The sequence below is a fragment of the Streptomyces sp. NPDC058239 genome (assembly GCF_042882185.1).
In the GTDB taxonomy this organism is placed as follows: Bacteria; Actinomycetota; Actinomycetes; order Streptomycetales; family Streptomycetaceae; genus Streptomyces.
In genome coordinates this window covers 75,136-92,292 of sequence record NZ_JBHVWS010000006.1, presented here as the reverse complement: position 1 = coordinate 92,292, position 17,157 = coordinate 75,136, and the positions used below count along the sequence as shown (strand labels likewise).

General features: G+C 69.7%; 15 protein-coding genes and 1 tRNA gene. 5 read left to right on the top strand and 11 right to left on the bottom strand.

What is annotated here, in order from left to right:
- Positions 1 to 126: 126 nt before the first annotated feature.
- Together ACFVYE_RS10400 and ACFVYE_RS10395 are read right to left on the bottom strand one after the other, a co-directional pair.
- Positions 127 to 2,655, bottom strand: coding sequence for an ABC transporter permease (locus ACFVYE_RS10400; protein WP_383978951.1), 2,529 nt, complete (start codon positions 2,653 to 2,655; stop codon positions 127 to 129).
- Positions 2,656 to 2,713: 58 nt separating this feature from the next.
- The gene (locus ACFVYE_RS10395; RefSeq protein ID WP_383978949.1) at positions 2,714 to 3,484 is read right to left on the bottom strand and encodes an ABC transporter ATP-binding protein; all 771 of its coding nucleotides are present in this window, start codon (positions 3,482 to 3,484) and stop codon (positions 2,714 to 2,716) included.
- Positions 3,485 to 3,949: 465 nt separating this feature from the next.
- Between ACFVYE_RS10395 and ACFVYE_RS10390 the strand changes: the two genes are divergently transcribed.
- Both ACFVYE_RS10390 and ACFVYE_RS10385 read left to right on the top strand, forming a co-directional pair.
- Positions 3,950 to 4,035: transfer RNA gene (locus ACFVYE_RS10390), tRNA-Leu, on the top strand.
- Between the two features lie 435 nt (positions 4,036 to 4,470).
- The gene (locus tag ACFVYE_RS10385; protein WP_383978946.1) at positions 4,471 to 5,358 is read left to right on the top strand and encodes a Bax inhibitor-1/YccA family protein; all 888 of its coding nucleotides are present in this window, start codon (positions 4,471 to 4,473) and stop codon (positions 5,356 to 5,358) included.
- Positions 5,359 to 5,433: 75 nt separating this feature from the next.
- Here the strand turns inward: ACFVYE_RS10385 and ACFVYE_RS10380 are convergent, their stop codons facing one another.
- Positions 5,434 to 5,661 (bottom strand): DUF4287 domain-containing protein, encoded by a 228-nt coding sequence (locus tag ACFVYE_RS10380; protein ID WP_266361054.1) that lies wholly within the window; start codon positions 5,659 to 5,661, stop codon positions 5,434 to 5,436.
- Positions 5,662 to 5,761: 100 nt separating this feature from the next.
- Between ACFVYE_RS10380 and ACFVYE_RS10375 the strand changes: the two genes are divergently transcribed.
- Complete coding sequence (locus ACFVYE_RS10375; RefSeq protein ID WP_383979803.1) at positions 5,762 to 6,079, top strand: hypothetical protein; 318 nt, start codon at positions 5,762 to 5,764, stop codon at positions 6,077 to 6,079.
- Between the two features lie 66 nt (positions 6,080 to 6,145).
- Here ACFVYE_RS10375 and ACFVYE_RS10370 read toward each other — a convergent pair whose 3' ends face one another.
- From ACFVYE_RS10370 to ACFVYE_RS10360, 3 genes are all read right to left on the bottom strand, one after another.
- Complete coding sequence (locus ACFVYE_RS10370) at positions 6,146 to 6,985, bottom strand: hypothetical protein (RefSeq protein ID WP_389605123.1); 840 nt, start codon at positions 6,983 to 6,985, stop codon at positions 6,146 to 6,148.
- Positions 6,986 to 7,372: 387 nt separating this feature from the next.
- Positions 7,373 to 8,593 carry an acetyl-CoA C-acetyltransferase gene (locus ACFVYE_RS10365; protein ID WP_389605003.1) on the bottom strand — a complete coding sequence of 407 codons (1,221 nt, stop codon included), beginning with the start codon at positions 8,591 to 8,593 and terminating at the stop codon, positions 7,373 to 7,375.
- 130 nt (positions 8,594 to 8,723) lie between these two features.
- Positions 8,724 to 9,830: an SGNH/GDSL hydrolase family protein gene (locus ACFVYE_RS10360; protein WP_389605121.1), complete on the bottom strand. Its 1,107-nt coding sequence runs from the start codon at positions 9,828 to 9,830 to the stop codon at positions 8,724 to 8,726.
- A 155-nt stretch (positions 9,831 to 9,985) separates the two neighbouring features.
- Here ACFVYE_RS10360 and ACFVYE_RS10355 point away from each other — a divergent pair, with 155 nt between their 5' ends.
- Positions 9,986 to 11,392: a cystathionine beta-synthase gene (locus tag ACFVYE_RS10355; protein WP_383979197.1), complete on the top strand. Its 1,407-nt coding sequence runs from the start codon at positions 9,986 to 9,988 to the stop codon at positions 11,390 to 11,392.
- 352 nt (positions 11,393 to 11,744) lie between these two features.
- Here the strand turns inward: ACFVYE_RS10355 and ACFVYE_RS10350 are convergent, their stop codons facing one another.
- Complete coding sequence (locus ACFVYE_RS10350) at positions 11,745 to 12,578, bottom strand: helix-turn-helix transcriptional regulator (protein WP_389605001.1); 834 nt, start codon at positions 12,576 to 12,578, stop codon at positions 11,745 to 11,747.
- Between the two features lie 148 nt (positions 12,579 to 12,726).
- Here ACFVYE_RS10350 and ACFVYE_RS10345 point away from each other — a divergent pair, with 148 nt between their 5' ends.
- Positions 12,727 to 13,488: an SDR family oxidoreductase gene (locus ACFVYE_RS10345; RefSeq protein WP_389604999.1), complete on the top strand. Its 762-nt coding sequence runs from the start codon at positions 12,727 to 12,729 to the stop codon at positions 13,486 to 13,488.
- A 32-nt stretch (positions 13,489 to 13,520) separates the two neighbouring features.
- On the opposite strand, the gene ACFVYE_RS10340 is transcribed toward ACFVYE_RS10345, so the two are convergent.
- The 4 genes from ACFVYE_RS10340 to ACFVYE_RS10325 form a co-directional block, all read right to left on the bottom strand.
- A complete protein-coding gene (locus ACFVYE_RS10340; RefSeq protein ID WP_383969567.1) occupies positions 13,521 to 13,940 on the bottom strand; it encodes a hypothetical protein in 420 nt (139 codons plus the stop codon).
- Between the two features lie 133 nt (positions 13,941 to 14,073).
- Positions 14,074 to 15,510 (bottom strand): purine-cytosine permease family protein, encoded by a 1,437-nt coding sequence (locus ACFVYE_RS10335; RefSeq protein WP_383969564.1) that lies wholly within the window; start codon positions 15,508 to 15,510, stop codon positions 14,074 to 14,076.
- Between the two features lie 3 nt (positions 15,511 to 15,513).
- Positions 15,514 to 16,455, bottom strand: a complete 942-nt coding sequence (locus tag ACFVYE_RS10330) for an ABC transporter substrate-binding protein (RefSeq protein WP_389605119.1) — start codon at positions 16,453 to 16,455, stop codon at positions 15,514 to 15,516.
- A gap of 39 nt (positions 16,456 to 16,494) precedes the next feature.
- Positions 16,495 to 17,157, bottom strand: a complete 663-nt coding sequence (locus ACFVYE_RS10325; RefSeq protein ID WP_266361061.1) for an ABC transporter permease — start codon at positions 17,155 to 17,157, stop codon at positions 16,495 to 16,497.

The window sequence follows — 17,157 nt, the reverse complement described above, 5'->3', positions numbered from 1 at the left end:
CACCGGGAGACACCGGAAACGGCTGACACCGGCACCGGCACCGGGACGGACCGAGGGCCGGTACCCGCAGCTCCGTGCTGCGGGTACCGGCCCTCGGGCGCGTCCGGCGAAATGCCGCCCGGTTCGCTACTCGGTCTTGATCGCCGTCAGCATGTTCAGCTTCGCGGCGCTGCGGGCCGGCCAGAGCGCGGCCAGCACACCCACGACCCCTGCCAGCACCAGGAAGACCGCGATCCGGTCCCACGGGATGACCAGCGCGTACTCCGGGATCTCCGACGCCAGGGTCTGCCCGATCGCCCAGCCGAGGAACATGCCGAGCACGACACCGACCACCGCACCGAAGAGCGAGATGACCACGGCCTCCAGCCGGATCATGCGCTTCACCCTGCGCCGGTCCAGGCCGATCGCCCGCAGCATGCCGATCTCCTGCTGGCGCTCGAAGACCGACATCGCCAAGGTGTTGATGACCCCGAGCACCGCGATGATCAGGGCCATCGCCAACAGCCCGTACATGATGTTCATCGCGAGGTTGACCGAGCCGCCGAACATGTCGCGGATGTCCTGGCGGTCCATGATGCTCATCCCCGGGTTGTCACCCAGCGCCTTCACCAGGGCCTGCTCGTTGGCCTCGCTCGCGCCGCCGTCCATCTTCAGCCAGATCTCGCGGATGTCCGACATGCTGCCGTGCGCATCGGCGACGTTCTTCGGGACCAGGACCGGGGAGAGGAGCTCGTTCCCCTCGAAGACCGCCCCGACCTTCAGCTCGCCCTTCTTGTCGTCGTCGAACTTCACTCGGAGGGTGTCGCCGGTCTTCCAGCCGTTGGACTTGGCCGTCTTCTCGTCGACGGCGATCTCGCCCTTGTCCAGCGCGTCGATCGAGCCGGAGACGGTCGGCAGCGCGAAGAGCTTCTGCACATCGCCGGGGACGACGGCGGACGCGGAGTGGTACTCGCCCTTGACCTCGAGCGAGGTGGCCTGCTGCGGCGAGATCGCCGAGACCCCGTCGGCCTTCTGCAGGGCGGTGAGCGCCGACTCGTCGAGCGGACCGCCGCTCGCCATCGTCACCATGTAGTCGGCCTTGATGTTGTCCGTGGTCATCCGGTCGACCGCCTGGCCGAGGGTGACGCCGAGGACCGAGATGCCGGTGACCAGGGTGAGGCCGATCGCCAGCGCGGAGGCGGTGGCACCGGTACGGCGCGGGTTGCGGACCGCGTTCTGCGCGGCCAGCTTGCCGGAGACCCCGAACAGCCGCGTCAGCAGCGGGCGGACCAGTGCGATCACCGGCCGCGACAGCAGCGGGATCAGCACGATGACACCGATCAGCGTGAGGAAGGCACCCACGGCGATGACGGTCCGGCCGGTCGATCCGGACTTGGACGCGCCCGCCACGATCGCCGCGCCGCCCAGCAGGGTGAGCACCGCGCCGATCGAGTTGCGCAGCACCAGGGACTTGACGGTGGCCGTCGCGTGCACGCTGCTCATCGCCGCGACCGGCGGGATCTTGGCGGCCCGGCGGGCGGGCAGCCAGGCGGCCAGCACGGTGATCAGGACACCGACGGCGAACGCGGCGATGACCGCGGTGGGCGAGATGATCAGCGGTCCGGCCGGGATCTTTCCGCCGAACAGGCCCATCGCGGAGCGCAGTCCGGTGGCGAGGCCGAGGCCGAGGGCGAAGCCGACGACCGAGGCGATCACGCCGACGACGGCCGCTTCGAGGAGCACCGAGCGCTTGACCTGGCGGCGGGAGGCGCCGACGGCGCGCATCAGTGCCAGCTCCTTGGTGCGCTGGGCCACCAGCATGGTGAAGGTGTTGGCGATCAGGAAGACACCGACGAACAGGGCGATGCCGGCGAAGGCGAGCAGCATCCCGTTGAGACCGCTCAGACCGCTCTCGATCTGCTTGGCCTGATCGTCCGCGAGCGCCTGGCCGGTCTTGGCCTCGGCGTCCTTGGGCAGCAGCGGCTTCACTCCGGCCAGCAGCTTCTCGGCGGAGACGCCGGGCGCGGCGGACACGTTGGCGTCCCTGAACACGCCGGGCCTGAGGTAGAGCTTCTGGGCGACCTCGGTGTCGAAGAGGACCAGGCTGCCGCCCGCGTTGACCGCGCCGTCCTCGGTGGTGAAGACACCGGAGAGGGTGTACTCCTTCACCGGCCCGTTCGTGGCGACCCGGACCCGGTCACCGACGTGGTACTCGCCCCGCTTCGCGGTCTCCTTGTCGAGCGCGATCCGGTCGGCCGCGACCGGGCCCGTACCGTCGACGAAGGTGTACGCGGAGTCCTTGCCGTTCTTGCCGGGGGAGTAGTTCCCGCCGGTGTTCGACCAGCCGTTGCCGATCAGCTTGCCGTCGGGGTCGGCGACCCCGGCGAAGCCGGAGACCCGGCCGGTGGCGGTGTCGACGCCGTCCAGGCCCTGGATCTTCTTCAGGGTGGCGGCGGTGATGCCGGGCGTCTTCTCGTCGCGCTGGTCGGCGTAGGTGGTGACGGCCACGGCGACGCCGTCGTAACTCTTCGCCGACTGGTTACGGAGGGCGTTGCCGAGGGTGTCGGTGAAGACCAGGGTGCCGGATACGAAGGCCACGCCGAGCATCACGGCGAGGACGGTCATCAGCAGCCTGGCCTTGTGCGCGAGCACATTGCGCAGGGCAGTACGGAACATGTCTGTCAGTCCTGGGATGGGGAGGGGTTCCGGAGGAGGGCGCGGGGGAGGGCGGGTTTCAGCTGGTGCGGCCCTTGGCGTCGAACGCCTTCATCCGGTCGAGAACCCCGTCCGCGGTGGGGTGCATCATCTGGTCGACGATCCGGCCGTCCGCGAGGAAGATGACCCGGTCCGCGTAGGAGGCGGCCGCCGGGTCGTGGGTCACCATCACCACGGTCTGCCCCAGCTCGCGCACCGAGTTGCGCAGGAAGCCGAGGACCTCGGCGCCGGAGCGGGAGTCCAGGTTTCCGGTCGGCTCGTCGCCGAAGATGATCTCCGGCTGCGAGGCCAGGGCGCGGGCCACGGCGACGCGCTGCTGCTGGCCGCCGGAGAGTTCGGTCGGCCGGTGGGTCAGCCGGTCGGAGAGGCCCACCATGTCGATGACCTTGCGCACCCACTCGGCGTCGGGCTTGCGGCCCGCGATGTCCATGGGAAGCGTGATGTTCTCCAGCGCGGTCAGGGTCGGCAGCAGGTTGAACGCCTGGAAGATGAAGCCGATCTTGTCCCGGCGGAGCTGGGTGAGCTGCTTGTCCTTGAGGGAGCCCAGTTCCGTCTCGCCGATCCGTACCGAACCGCTGCTGAAGCTGTCGAGGCCGGCCACGCAGTGCATCAGCGTGGACTTGCCGGAGCCGGACGGGCCCATGATCGCGGTGAACTCGCCCCGCGGGAAGTCCACGGAGACCCGGTCCAGGGCCGTGACCCTGGTCTCGCCCTCTCCGTAGACCTTCGACAGATCCGTGGCGCGGGCAGCCACCGTGGTGACGCGGTGTGCGGTGGAAGTGGTGGTCACGGGAATCTCCTGATTCGGGGCTCCGGCCGAGGGCTTCGTCCGGGCTGCGTTCGGTTGTCTTTGGAACCCCTCCATCGTCACCGCCGTATTGCCTCAGGTCGTCAGACCCCGTGCCCGTTCCAGGGGCCGTCTTGAGTCGCACCGGGGAACCCCTGTGTCCTCCTGCGGTATGACACCGACCCTGAGGACATCGGCGCGACCCCCGTTGCCCGGCCGGGAGGGCGTGCCCATGGCGATCACTGGCGCGCGCCCGGCGAATGCGCCGTCCGGGTGCGGCGACTTTACGTCAATCCGGATTAGCGGTCGCCGCGCCCGCTACCCCGCCCAGGCATGTGGCGATGCCCCTCCGCAAGTGCTGACGACCCCTCAAACGGTCAATAAAATAAGACAACATCGCGCCACTGATCCGCTGATCGGGGGAAGCCCCCGGATAGGGTCATGTGCCAACGCGGAGCCGCGCGCCAGGCCCGGATGGTGGAATGCAGACACGGCGAGCTTAAACCTCGCTGCCCCTCGGGGGCGTACCGGTTCGAGTCCGGTTCCGGGCACCACTTCGCGCATGAGGCTGAGCGGGCGGGAGGGCGTGGCGGTCGCGTGCCGGATGCGGTCTTCGAGGTTTCGTCACGGTCAGGCGTTTGAAGCCGACCTCTTCGTGCAGCCGCTCCGGGACCGGGTACCCGCACCCGGCCGGTCCGCAGCTCCGGGCAGGCCGTGGGCCACCGGCTCCGGTGGCGATCTTGCTGGGCGATTCGTTCGGGTCGTTCGGATCACCCTGTCCGGGGTCCTCGCCGGCCGGGCCGCACTCCTGGCCGACCTGCGCGCCACCGACCCGGACAGACCAAAGGCCGCGTCCGGGTCGGGGTGCAGGGCGGGCGGCGCTCCGGCCGCCGGTTTCCATAAAGATCCTCCCCAAGCACTAGCCTGATTGTTTTGCCTACCCATTACTCTTGTGGGAAGGCCGCGCAGGGTGGCCATGGAGGAGTGAGATGAGGAGCAGCAACCCGGTCTTCTCGCGACGGGGCTTCAGCCGCGACAACGGATATGCGGGCTTCAACGCGGCGCCGCAGGCCGGGGCCCCCGCAGCGGGTGCCAACCCGTACGCGCAGGGCACCGCCGCCAACCCGTACGCCACCAACCCCTACGCCCAGCAGGACACCCAGTACGGCGTCCCGCAGGCACCGGCGCGTTCCGGTGCGATGACGATCGACGATGTCGTCACGCGCACGGCGCTCACGCTCGGCACCGTGGTCCTCGGCGCCGTGCTCGCCTGGGCCCTGCTGCCGGTCGACGAGGCCAACCTCGGCAAGTCCTACGGCATCGCGATCGGCGCCGCCCTGGTGGCGTTCGTCCTGTCGCTCGTCCAGTCCTTCAAGCGCAAGCCGGTCCCGGCGCTGATCATCGCGTACGCGGCCTTCGAGGGTGTCTTCCTCGGAGTGATCTCCAGCGCGGTCAGCACGTACATCGGGCCGGGCGTCGTGATGCAGGCGGTGATGGGCACCATGTGTGTCTTCGCCGGTGTGCTTCTCGCGTACAAGATGCGCTGGATCCGCGTCACCCGCCGCTTCTACGGCTTCGTGATGGCCGCCGCCATGGGCTTCATGCTCCTGATGGTGGTCAACCTGCTGTTCGCCGTCTTCGGCGGCGGTGACGGCCTGGGCTTCCGCAGCGGCGGCCTCGGCATCCTCTTCGGCGTCATCGGGATCGTCCTCGGTGCATGCTTCCTGGCTCTCGACTTCAAGCAGGTCGAGGACGGCATCGCGTTCGGCGCCCCGCGCGAGGAGTCCTGGCTGGCGGCCTTCGGCCTCACCATGACCCTGGTGTGGATCTACCTGGAGATGCTGCGTCTGCTCTCCATCCTCAGCGGCGACGACTGACGCACCACCCCGCAACGGGAACGGAACGGCCCGCAGGCACTGTGCCTGCGGGCCGTTCCCCTTTCTCACGTGCGCCTAGAGCAGCTTGCGCGCGGCCCTTCTGAGGTCGTACTCGTGGATGAGCGCCTTTGCGTGTCCGTAGGCGAGGTCGTGTTCGCTCCGCAGCCAGCTGACCTTCTCCTCGAAGCGGAGAGCGGGGCCTTCCTCCACGGTGCGGAGCCAGTCGGAGACTTCACGACCGGTGCAGCGGGGGATTCGGGAGAGCAGATTGCGATGGGTCTCTTCGGAGAAGACTTGGGACATCGGCGCCTCCGACGCATTGCGCGTTGCTGGTCCTTCCCGACACCGTGCCCGAGCATCGGCCCGTTGGCAACCATCCCGGGAGGGCGCGTAGGGTCGCGGAGTGCTCGATACGACCCCGCTGATCACCGCCGTGGACCGATTCGCCGACCGGCTGCGCGCCGCGCCGCAGAGCCGTCTGCAGCGCGGCGCGGCTGCCGAAGGACTGGCCACGGCCAGGGAATTGGCTCTGCGGGCCCAGCGCATCGAGGCGCCGGACCGGGAACCGCGGATCATGCCGGACGCCGGGATCTTCGCGATCGGCGACCAACTTGCCGTCGCGGGGCGCGACTTGGCGGTGGCACTGGAAACGGCCCCGTCGGCTGAGCTGGACGAGGCCGTGCAATTCGTGACGGAGGCCGCTGCGCGGGCGTTCGCGTAGCGGCGGGCGGGCGCCGGCCCGGGGGCAGGGGCCGGCGAGAGCCGCTCTGCCCGGATGCGCGGGGAGCTAGAACGAGGCGATGACGCGGTCGGCGAGGATGTAGACGTTCTCCTTGCCGCAGGAGAAGGTCAGGGCGTACGCGCCGGAGACGCCGGAGCCGCCCAGCAGTACCGGGTGCTCACCCGCGAGCAGCGACTTGGCGAGGCGCTCGGCCGTCTCGCGGTGGCCGGGGGTCATACAGAGCGTGGTGCCGTCGGCGAAGACATAGACGTCGAGAGTGCCGAGCGGGCCGGGGCGCACATCGGCGAGTTCCGTACGGCTGTCGGCAAGCTCTTCGAGGCGGTTCACGGTGCGCTCGTGGTCGGTGACGACCGGAGTCTGCACCGGAACGAAGTCGGGGTGCGAGGGGTGACGGCGACGGGCCGCGGCCAGCTCGGGGGAGTCCTCGGCGAACTCCGCCGTCTCGGGCAGCTCGGTCATGTCCGTCAGTTCGGCCAGCTCGGCCAGCTCCGTCAGCTCTTCGAGCGCCTCGGTGGCGTCGAGGTCCATCGCCTCAAGGCCCGCGAAGTCGGCCTGACGCGGCATGAAGAACGGCACGTCCTCGCCGATCCCGGTCAGTCCGCCCAGCAGGGACGGGGCGTCGGCGGCATCGCGCGCTTCCTGGGTGGCCCAGAAGGCGCGGGCCTCGGCGAGCTCGCGCTCCCGCTCCTCGGCGAGTGCTTCGGCCACGGCCGCGCGTATCTCGGCGGCCGGGGTCACGTCGTTGCGGCTCTGCGCGGGCACGGCGGCACCGTGGGCGCGGGCCACGGTCAGCTCCGTACGAAGGGCCGTGATCTGCTTGCGCAGCCCGTGAGCGGCGTGCAGAGCGGCAGCGCCGACGGCCGTGGCAGCGGCGGTGGTCAGCAACAGGGCAAGAGGCATGACGCTCACTGACATACTCCCGGTTTCAATCGATCCTCCGACTTCCTACCTCAGCTTGTCCTCTACCTGCGCCCGGTGTCAGTGCATTACGTCACGAATTGGACAGGTCTTTGTGCCTGGGGTTTAACCCTGTTACGGGTGTGACCTGCGGGAATGACTCTCCCCCAGGAGATAGGTCACATCCTGGGGGAGATTCGGTCACGGTCGGGGCTCGGAACCGGCCATGCCGTCGGCCGGGAACCGGCTGACGGCATGGCCGGGGGCCGCTGCGGCTCGGCTCAGTCGCTGGGGTTTGTGGTCGCGTTCGCTTCGCTTCCGCTGCGGGCAGGTGCCGCCTTCGTACCTCAGGCGACCCCTACCCTCCGCTACAGCTCAGCTCAGCCGCTCGATGACCATCGCCATGCCCTGGCCGCCGCCCACGCACATGGTCTCCAGGCCGAACTGCTTGTCGTGGAACTGCAGGCTGTTGATCAGCGTGCCGGTGATCCGGGCGCCGGTCATGCCGAAGGGGTGGCCGACGGCGATGGCGCCGCCGTTGACGTTGACCTTCTCCAGCGGGAGGCCGAGGTCGCGGTAGGAGGGGATCACCTGGGCGGCGAACGCCTCGTTGATCTCGGCCAGGTCGATGTCGTCGATGGTCAGCCCGGCGCGCTTCAGCGCCTGCTTGCTGGCCTCCACCGGTCCGTATCCCATGATCTCGGGGGAGAGGCCGGAGACGCCGGTCGAGACGATCCGGGCCAGCGGGGTCAGGCCCAGCTCGCGCGCCTTGGTGTCGGACATGATCACGAGCGCGGCGGCGCCGTCGTTGAGCGGGCAGCAGTTGCCCGCGGTGACCAGGCCGTCGGGGCGGAAGACCGGCTTCAGGCCCTGCACGCCCTCCAGGGTGACGCCCGCGCGCGGGCCGTCGTCCTTCGAGACGACCGTGCCGTCCGGGGTGGTGACCGGGGTGATCTCGCGCTCCCAGAAGCCGTTCTTGAGGGCTTCCTCGGCGAGGTTCTGCGAGCGGACGCCGAACTCGTCCATGTCCTGGCGGGTGACGCCCTTGAGCCGCGCCAGGTTCTCCGCGGTCTGCCCCATCGCGATGTACGCGTCCGGGACCAGGCCGTCCTCGCGCGGGTCGTGCCAGTCGTCGCCGCCCCGCTCGGCGCGGGCCGCGGTGCGGGCCTCGGCGTCGGCGAACAGCGGGTTGTGCGTGTCCGGGAGGCTGTCGGAGTTGCCCTTCGTGAAGCGGGACACCATCTCGACACCGGCCGAGATGAAGACGTCGCCCTCGCCGGCCTTGATGGCGTGCAGCGCCATCCGGCTGGTCTGGAGGGAGGACGAGCAGTAGCGGGTGACCGTACAGCCGGGAAGGTGGTCCATCCCCATCCGTACGGCGATGATGCGGCCCAGGTTGTTGCCCTGCTCGCCGCCGGGGAGGCCGCAGCCGAGCATCAGGTCGTCGATGTCCTTCGGGTCCAGCTCGGGCACCTTGGCCAGCGCGGTCTGGATGATCGTGGCGGTCAGGTCGTCCGCGCGCAGGTCCTTCAGCGAACCCTTGAAGGCCCGGCCGATGGGGGAACGGGCAGCAGAGACGATCACGGCTTCGGGCATCACGCGGCTCCATGAGGGCTGGAAGGCGGGTTCTGGCAGGTGCTGACTTGGAAGTTACCTGTACGTAGGTGCTGGGTCACCGGGCAGCGCATGTGACGCCGACCTCTTTTCTAAGCGACCGCTCAGTCAATCAATTGGCGGGCAGGTTGTGCGACTCCCCGTGCGACTCCCCGTACGTCTCCTTGTGTGTGTCCTTGTGTGCCTCCTCGTGCGAGTCCCCCTGTGGTTCCCCGCGCGTCTCCGGGGGGGCCTCCCCGGGCGTCTCCGGGTGCGGATGGGGCTCCGTGGCCGCGGGCAGGCGCCGCCGCCTGCGGTGCTTGAGGAGTGCCCAGGGCGCCCGTGCCCCCGTGACCTCCGTACCGGCCTCCCTGGCCGCCTGGGAGGCCGCCTTGGCCACCGGCAGCATGTCCTCGCGCCGGGCCCCGTCCAGACGGTCGGACTCCGGCCACAGTCCCAGCACCGCACAGAGCGTGGGCAGGACCGCCATCGCCGCCGTGGCGTACCCCTCCGCCGACGGGTGGTAGTTGTCCGGACCGAAGAGCTCCCGCGGATTCGCCTCGAACTCCGGCCCCAGCAGGTCGCCCAGCGACACCGTCCGCCCGCCCTGCTCCACCGAACCGATCGTCTGGGCCGCCGCCAGCTGCCGGCTCACCCGCCGGGCCAGCCAGCGCAGCGGCTGGTAGACCGGCTCGATCGTGCCGAGATCCGGGCACGTGCCGACCACCACCTCCGCACCCGCCGTACGCAGCCTGCGCACGGCGGTGGTCAGACAGCGCACCGACTGGGTGGCGGGCATCCGATGCGTCACATCGTTCGCCCCGATCATGATCACGCACACGTCGGGCGTACGGGACGGGTCGGCGAGCAGCAGCGACACCTGCCGCTCCAGATCGTCCGACCGGGCGCCCGGCTGCGCCACATTGCGCAGATCCACCGGCCGCTCGGACACCGCCGCGAGCCCCGATGCGAGCAGCGCCCCCGGTGTCTGCCCGGACCGGCGCACCCCCTGCCCGGCCGCCGTCGAATCACCGAGCAACCCCAGCCGCAACGGCTCCGCAGGGCCGGTGAACGCTACCCCGTACCGCCCGTCGGCGCTCGGCGGAACCGGTGCGATACCGCCGCCCACCTGCCGTTTCGCCAGCTGGACCTCCGCCAGCAGTACGCCTACCGCCGCCGCGCCGAGCAGCCCGATGCTGCCGCCGCCGTAGGCCGCGCCCGCTGCGATCCGCCGTGCCACCCTTGCCCTCGACACAGTCCGGTCCACCTCCTCGTTGCCGTACCGCCGTACATACAGCTAACTGCCCCGCAGCGACCGTTGCTCAATCGCTTCGCCCAATCCCGTGCCCGTACGCATACGCTTGCCGCACCATCTCGGAGACCCCGGAGTACACGGTGCAATTCCACGATTCGATGATCAGTCTCGTAGGCAATACCCCGCTGGTGAGGCTGCGCAGTGTTACGGCCGGCATCCAGGCGACGGTCCTGGCCAAGGTCGAGTACTTCAATCCCGGCGGTTCGGTCAAGGACCGCATCGCCCTGCGCATGATCGAGGCCGCCGAACAGAGCGGCGAGCTGCAGCCCGGCGGCACGATCGTCGAGCCGACCAGCGGCAACACGGGCGTCGGCCTGGCGATCGTCGCCCAGCAGAAGGGATACAAGTGCATCTTCGTCTGCCCCGACAAGGTGTCCACGGACAAGATCAATGTGCTGCGCGCCTACGGTGCCGAGGTCGTCGTCTGCCCGACGGCCGTTGACCCCGAGCACCCCGACTCGTACTACAACGTCTCGGACCGGCTGGTCCGCGAGACACCGGGAGCCTGGAAGCCCGACCAGTACTCCAACCCGAACAACCCGCGCTCGCACTACGAGACCACCGGTCCGGAGCTGTGGGAGCAGACGGACGGGAAGATCACCCATTTCGTCGCGGGTGTCGGCACCGGCGGCACGATCAGCGGCACCGGCCGCTATCTGAAGGAGACCAGCGGCGGCTCGGTCAAGATCGTCGGCGCGGACCCGGAGGGCTCTGTCTACTCCGGCGGCTCCGGACGCCCGTACCTCGTCGAGGGTGTCGGCGAGGACTTCTGGCCGAGCGCGTACGACCGTACGGTCACGGACGAGATCGTCGCCGTGTCCGACAAGGACTCCTTCCAGATGACCCGCCGCCTCGCCAAGGAGGAGGGCCTGCTGGTCGGCGGTTCCTGCGGCATGGCGGTCGTCGCCGCCCTGGAGGTCGCGAAGCGACTGGGCCCGGACGACGTGGTCGTCGTCCTGCTTCCCGACAGCGGCCGCGGGTACCTCAGCAAGATTTTCAACGACGAGTGGATGGCCGACTACGGTTTCCTGGAGGACACCGGCCCGTCCGCACGAGTCGGGGACGTACTCGACCACAAGGACGGCCCGATCCCGACGCTCGTCCACATGCATCCCGAGGAGACCGTCGGCGAGGCGATCGACGTCCTGCGCGAGTACGGCGTCTCGCAGATGCCGATCGTGAAGCCGGGCGCGGGCCACCCCGACGTGATGGCCGCCGAGGTCATCGGTTCGGTGGTGGAGCGGGAGCTGCTGAACGCGCTGTTCGCGCAGCACGCCTCGCTCTCCGACCCGCTGGAGAAGCACATGTCGCCGCCGCTGCCGCAGGTCGGTTCCGGCGAACCGGTCGCGGACCTGATGGCGGTGCTCGGCGGCACGAACGCGGCGGATGCGGCGATCGTGCTGGTGGAGGGCAAGCCGAAGGGCGTGGTCAGCCGGCAGGACCTGCTGGCGTTCCTCGCCAAGGACGCGGCGGCCGGCAAGCCGTAGCCGGCCGGGAGGGCCGGGCTTCGCGAAAACGGTACGAGCGCGACACGTACGCGCAGCACCGGCTTAACACGAGTCCGGCAGATTGATGGGTGTCGGCAGGGAAACCCGCCGACACCCGATACGGCGACACGGACTACGGAGCGGCTCCCGGACCTCCACCGTCGCCAGGACGCGGTGACCGGCCCTGACCCGGACCGTGTCCCTCGCGGGGACCGCCGTCGTCCCGCCCCCTGGGAAACCGGGGGTGCGGCGGTCCCCGCGATACATCCATGTGCGGCGGTCATCTGCGCGGACGTGTGCGACGGACAAGTGTCTGGACCGCCAGGGGCGCCGTTCGCTCACCCGGCGGCGCTCACCCGGCCGGTGCGGCCGCCCAGCTCGCCAGCAGCGCGATGCGTTCCGCGGTCTCGCTGCCGGGCTCCGGGGTGTAGACCACCAGGGACTGGCCGGGGTCGCCGGGCACACCGAGCGTCTCGTACGGGAGGGTCAGCTCGCCCGCGACCGGGTGGTCGATGCGCTTGACGCCGTAGGTCTTCGCCTTCACCTGGTGATCCGCCCACAGCCGGCGGAAGTCCTCGCTCTTCATGGACAACTCGCCCACCAGTGTGGCCAGTTGCTTGTCATCGGGGTGCAGCCCGGCGTCCAGCCGCAGATGTGCGACCGTCTCCGCCGCCACCGCGGCCCACTCCGGATAGAGCTCGCGCGCCACCGGGTCGAGGAAGACCTGGCGCGGGATGTTCAGTTCTGCCGGGGGCATCCGCGAGTAGCCGATTACCGCGTCCCCCAGCGCGTTCCACGCCAGTACGTCCATCCGGCGGCCCAGGATGAACGCCGGGGCCCCGCCGAGCGTGTCCAGCAGCAGGCGCAGGCCGGGGCGGACCCGCTGGGTTGCGGCCGGGGCCGAGGCGCGCGGCCCCGGGCGTGCCACCGTACGCAGATACGTGTGCTCCGTCTCGTCCAGCTGGAGCACCCGGGCGATCGCGTCGAGCACGGCGTCCGAGACGCTCGGGCCGCGCCCCTGCTCCAGCCGGATGTAGTAGTCGACGCTCACCCCCGCGAGCTGCGCGACCTCCTCGCGCCGGAGTCCGGGAACCCGCCGTCGGCCGCCGTACGCGTTCAGCCCCACGTCCTCTGGCTGTATGCGGGCTCGCCGTGAGCGGAGGAAATCACCGAGGTCGCCGTCCATGACACCGATCGTAGAAGAAGCGCGGGCTTTGAACCTGGTACTGGCAGACCCAGGAACAACGCATCCCTGGGTAGCCGGGCGGCAGCCGCGCAGAGTGGGACCAGGCCCGGGGAAACGCCCCGGTCCTGAGAACGCAAGGAGTACGGACATGTCGTACGGGACCCTCGCAGGCCGCACCGCCGTCATCACCGGAGCCGCCAGCGGCATGGGCGCCGCGACCGCCCGGCTGCTCGCCGCCCAGGGCGTCAGGGTCGCACTGCTGGCCCGGCGCGCGGAGCGGCTGGAGGAGCTGGCCGCCATGATCGAGTCGAAGGGCGGTGAGGCGCTCGTCGTCACTGCCGATGTCACCGACCAGGCGTCCGTGGACGCCGCGGCCGAGCGGGTGCACAGCACGTTCGGGCAGGTGGACCTGGTGGTCAACGCGGCCGGTGTGATGCTGCCGAACCCGGTGGACGAGGGCCGGAAGGACGAGTGGCAGCGGATGATCGACACCAATGTGACGGGCGCCCTGCGGATCATCCGGGCCTTCACGTCCGACCTGGTGGCGGTGGCCGCCGACGGCCGCACCGCGGACCTGGTGAACATCTCGTCCATCGGCGCGCACGTCGCGTTCCCCAACTACGCGGTGTACGGGGCGACGAAGGCCGCGCTCACCTACCTGTCGTCGTCGCTGCGCACGGAGTTCGGACCGCGCGACGTCCGCGTCACGAACATCGAACCGGGTCTCACCGACACGGAACTGGGTGGCCACATCGACAACGCCGAGCTGAGCGGGCAGCTCGACGGCATGTTCGACGCGATCGGGGCACTGTCGAGCGAGGAGATCGCCGATCTCGTGGCCTACGCCACCAGTCGCGCACGTCACATCAACCTGCGCCAGCTGATCGTGCTGCCCACCCGCCAGGCGTAGCGCCCCGTTTCCTCGGGCCCGGCCCGCGGCCCTCAGTCCTCCCAGTCGGACTCGGTGCGCCCGGAACGGTGCCGGAACCAGGGCCAGTTGCGGGCGGCGTGCACGGCATTGACGGCGACGATCCCGAGCCAGGCGACGACCAGGCCCCCGGTATGGGCGGCCGCAGCGCCGATCGCCGACAGCGGGATGGCCAGGATCAGCGAGATGATCCCGAAGCCGTAGCGCTCGCCGAAGTTCCCCATGGGCTGCGACGGCCGTGCACCCCTGGCGACGCTCACCTGCTGCTCGGCGAGATGGCGCCGGACACGACGGTCGAGCGTGGTGTCGAGACGCTGCTCGACCTTCTCCAGGAATGACTCGACGAGCGCGGACTCGTAATCCGAACCCAGCTCACTACGGGCATGCAGGGTGGCGTCGAGCTCGCTCTTGAGCTCAGGGTCACGGGTTTCCATGTCCTTTACGGTACGAATCGGGAGCGCCCCGGTCAGTGGGGCTACCCCCCCTCTTTCCGCCGGACACGGTGGAGCCGATGGTGCCGGGCCACGACGGCCCGTTGCGGGTTTCCCCGCACCACGGCCGTTGCGGCTACGCGCGGGCGGACGCCGTGCCGGCCCCGTTGTTCTCGCCTGCCGGTACCTGGGCGGGGAGGATCGTATGTTCCGGGATGTGCGTGGTGTCGCGGCGGGCGAGCAGCCAGTACAGCAGTGCCGGTACGACCAGGCCGACCACCCACGAGATGTCGGCGCCGCCCAGCGGCCCGACCAGCGGGCCGGTGTAGAAGTGCGTCACCAGGAACGGCAGCTGGGCGACCAGCCCGATCCCGTACACCGCCAGCGCGTCCCAGCGCCATGCGCCGTACCGTCCGCGCGGATCGGCAAGGGCCGGGATGTCGTACCGCTCCCGCGAGATCAGGTAGTAGTCGACCAGGTTGATCGCCGACCACGGGGTGAAGAAGGTCAGCAGGAAGAGCAGGAAGTCCTTGAAGGAGGCGAGGAAGCTGTCCTTGCCGAGCAGGGCCACGACGGTGCCGACAAGCATGATGCCCGTGATGTAGAGAGCCCGGCCGCGCGGGGAAAGGGTCTTTTGACCGCGGAAGCCGCTGATGCTGGTCACCAACGACATGAAGCCGCCGTAGGTGTTGAGGACATTGATGGTCAGCTTGCCGAGCGCGATCACGAAGTACAGGAACGAGGCGATCAGGCCGGTTCCGCCCAGGGCGACGACATAGCCGACCTGGCCCGCCAGGAAGGCGTCCCCGGCGGTGGCCGCGACCAGTACGCCGAAGACCATGGACCACTGGGAGCCGAGTGCCGAGCCGGAGAGCGTCCACCAGAAGGTGGCGCGGGCGCTGGTCGTACGCGGCAGATAGCGGGAGTAGTCGGCGACGTACGGGCCGAACGCCAGCTGCCAGGAGGCGGCGAGCGAGACCGCGAGCAGGAACATCGGCAGATCGAAGGCGCGGTCGGCGAGGACGGCTCCGAGATCGATGCGGTCGAGCAGCCGGATGCCGAGATAGACGAAGGCGACCGCGCAGATCACGCCGGCGACCCGGCCGAGCATATGGATGACGCGATAGCCGATCGCTGCCATCAGGGCGGTGACCAGCGCGAAGATGACGATGCCGGGCGTCTCGCCGAGGTGGGTGAGCTCCCCGACCGCCTGACCGGCCAGCACACTGCCGCTGGCGAAGAAGCCGACGTACATCACGATCACGAGGGCCAGCGGGACCACTGCGCCCTTGACCCCGAACTGCGCTCGGGACTGGATCATCTGCGGCAGTCCCAGGCGCGGGCCCTGCGCGGAGTGCAGGGCCATCACGGCTCCGCCGAGCAGATTGCCCAGCGCCAGGCCGATGACCGACCAGAACGGGCCGCCGCCGAAGACGACCGCGAGCGCGCCGGTGACCACGGCGGTGATCTGGAGGTTCGCGCCGAGCCAGAGCGTGAACTGGCTGAATGCGGTGCCGTGACGTTCGTTGTCCGGCACGACATCGATGGAACGCTGTTCGAGCAGGCCTGCCATCGGTCAGCTTCCCTTCTTGACGATGCCGTGCTGTTTCGCCCAGTCGTGTGCGACGTCCTCGGGGTCCTTCTTGTCCTTGTCGACCAGGCGGTTGAGCTCGGTGAGGTCCTCGGTGGTGAGTGCGGCGCCCAGCCGGGCCAGGGCCTTTCGGACCGTGGAGTCCGCGGCCCGGTCGGCGATCAGCGGGACGACATGCTGGCCGGGGACCAGGTTCTTGGGGTCGGAGAGGACCACCCAGCCCTCGGCCGCGATGTCGGTGTCCGTGGTGAAGAGGTTGGCGACATCGACATCGCCCTTCCGCAGGGCTCCCTTCACCAAGGGCCCGGAGGAGTCCAGCGACTTGAACTCCTTGAAGGTGACGCCGTACACGTCCTTCAGGCCCACGGCCCCGACGGTCCGCTTCTTGACCTCGGGGGCCGCGCCGATGACCAGCTTTCCGTTGTGCCTCGCCAGATCGGCGAGGGAGGACAGGCCGTACTTCCGGGCGGTCTCGCGGGTGACGGCGAAGGCGTCGGAGTCCTCGGCCATGCCGTACGGGAGGATCTGCAGACCGGCGGGCAGGGCAACGGCGAGTGCGTTCTGCATCTCGCCCTCCTCGGTGGCGCTCGCCTTCGGGTCGAGGTAGTGGAGCAGGGCGCCCTGGTACTCGGGCAGGAGGTCGATGTCGCCGCCCTTCAGCGCGGGGATGAGGATCTCGCGGGTCCCCAGGTTGGCGCGGACCGTCGTCTTCACACCGGCGGCGCCGAGGGCCGCGGCGTACAGATGGCCGAGGATCTGGTTCTCGGTGAAATTGGCGGTGCCGATGGTGATGCCGCCGGAGCTCGAACCGCCACCGCCGCTGCCGCCGCCATGTCCGTCGAGCGAGGTGATTCCGCTGCTGCAGGCGGCGAGTGCAGGGACGGAGGCCGCGGCGAGGAGTCCGCCGAGCAGGGTCCTTCGGTTCATGGGGGATGTGCGGGACATGCGAGTCATCGGTGGTTCTCCTCAGGCGGAGCGGTGGCGGAAGAGGACGCGCTGGAGCCCGGACAGCGCCAGATCGAGTACGACGGCGACGACCGCGACGAGGACCGCGCCGCCCAGCACCTGAACGAGGTCGCGCTGTGCGAGACCGTCGAAGACATAGCGGCCGAGACCGCCGAAGCTGACATAGGCGGCGATGGTGGCGGTGGCCACGACCTGGATCAGCGCCAGCCGCAGCCCGGTCATGATCAGCGGGAGGGCGAGCGGGAGTTCGACGTGCCACAGCACCTGGGGACCGCGCATGCCCTGGCCGCGTGCGGCGTCCTTCACATCGGGGTCGACGGCGGTCATCCCGGCGTAGGTGTTGGTGACGATCGAGGGGACGGCGAGGGCGACCAGCGCCACGTACACCGGGGTCATGGACAGGCCGCCGGCCAGGAAGACCAGCACCACCAGACCGACGGTCGGCAGGGCCCGGCCGAAGGACGACAGATTGATGGCGAGGAAGGCACCGCGTCCGGTGTGCCCGATGAGCAGGCCGATCGGGAGTGCGATCGCCGTGGCGATCAGCGTGGCGATCAGCGAGTACTGGAGGTGCTCGGCGAGGCGATGGGCGATGCCGTCCTGGCCGGTCCACTGCTCGCTGCCGGTCAGCCAGCGGCCGAGGTCCGCGAAGAGTTCGTACAT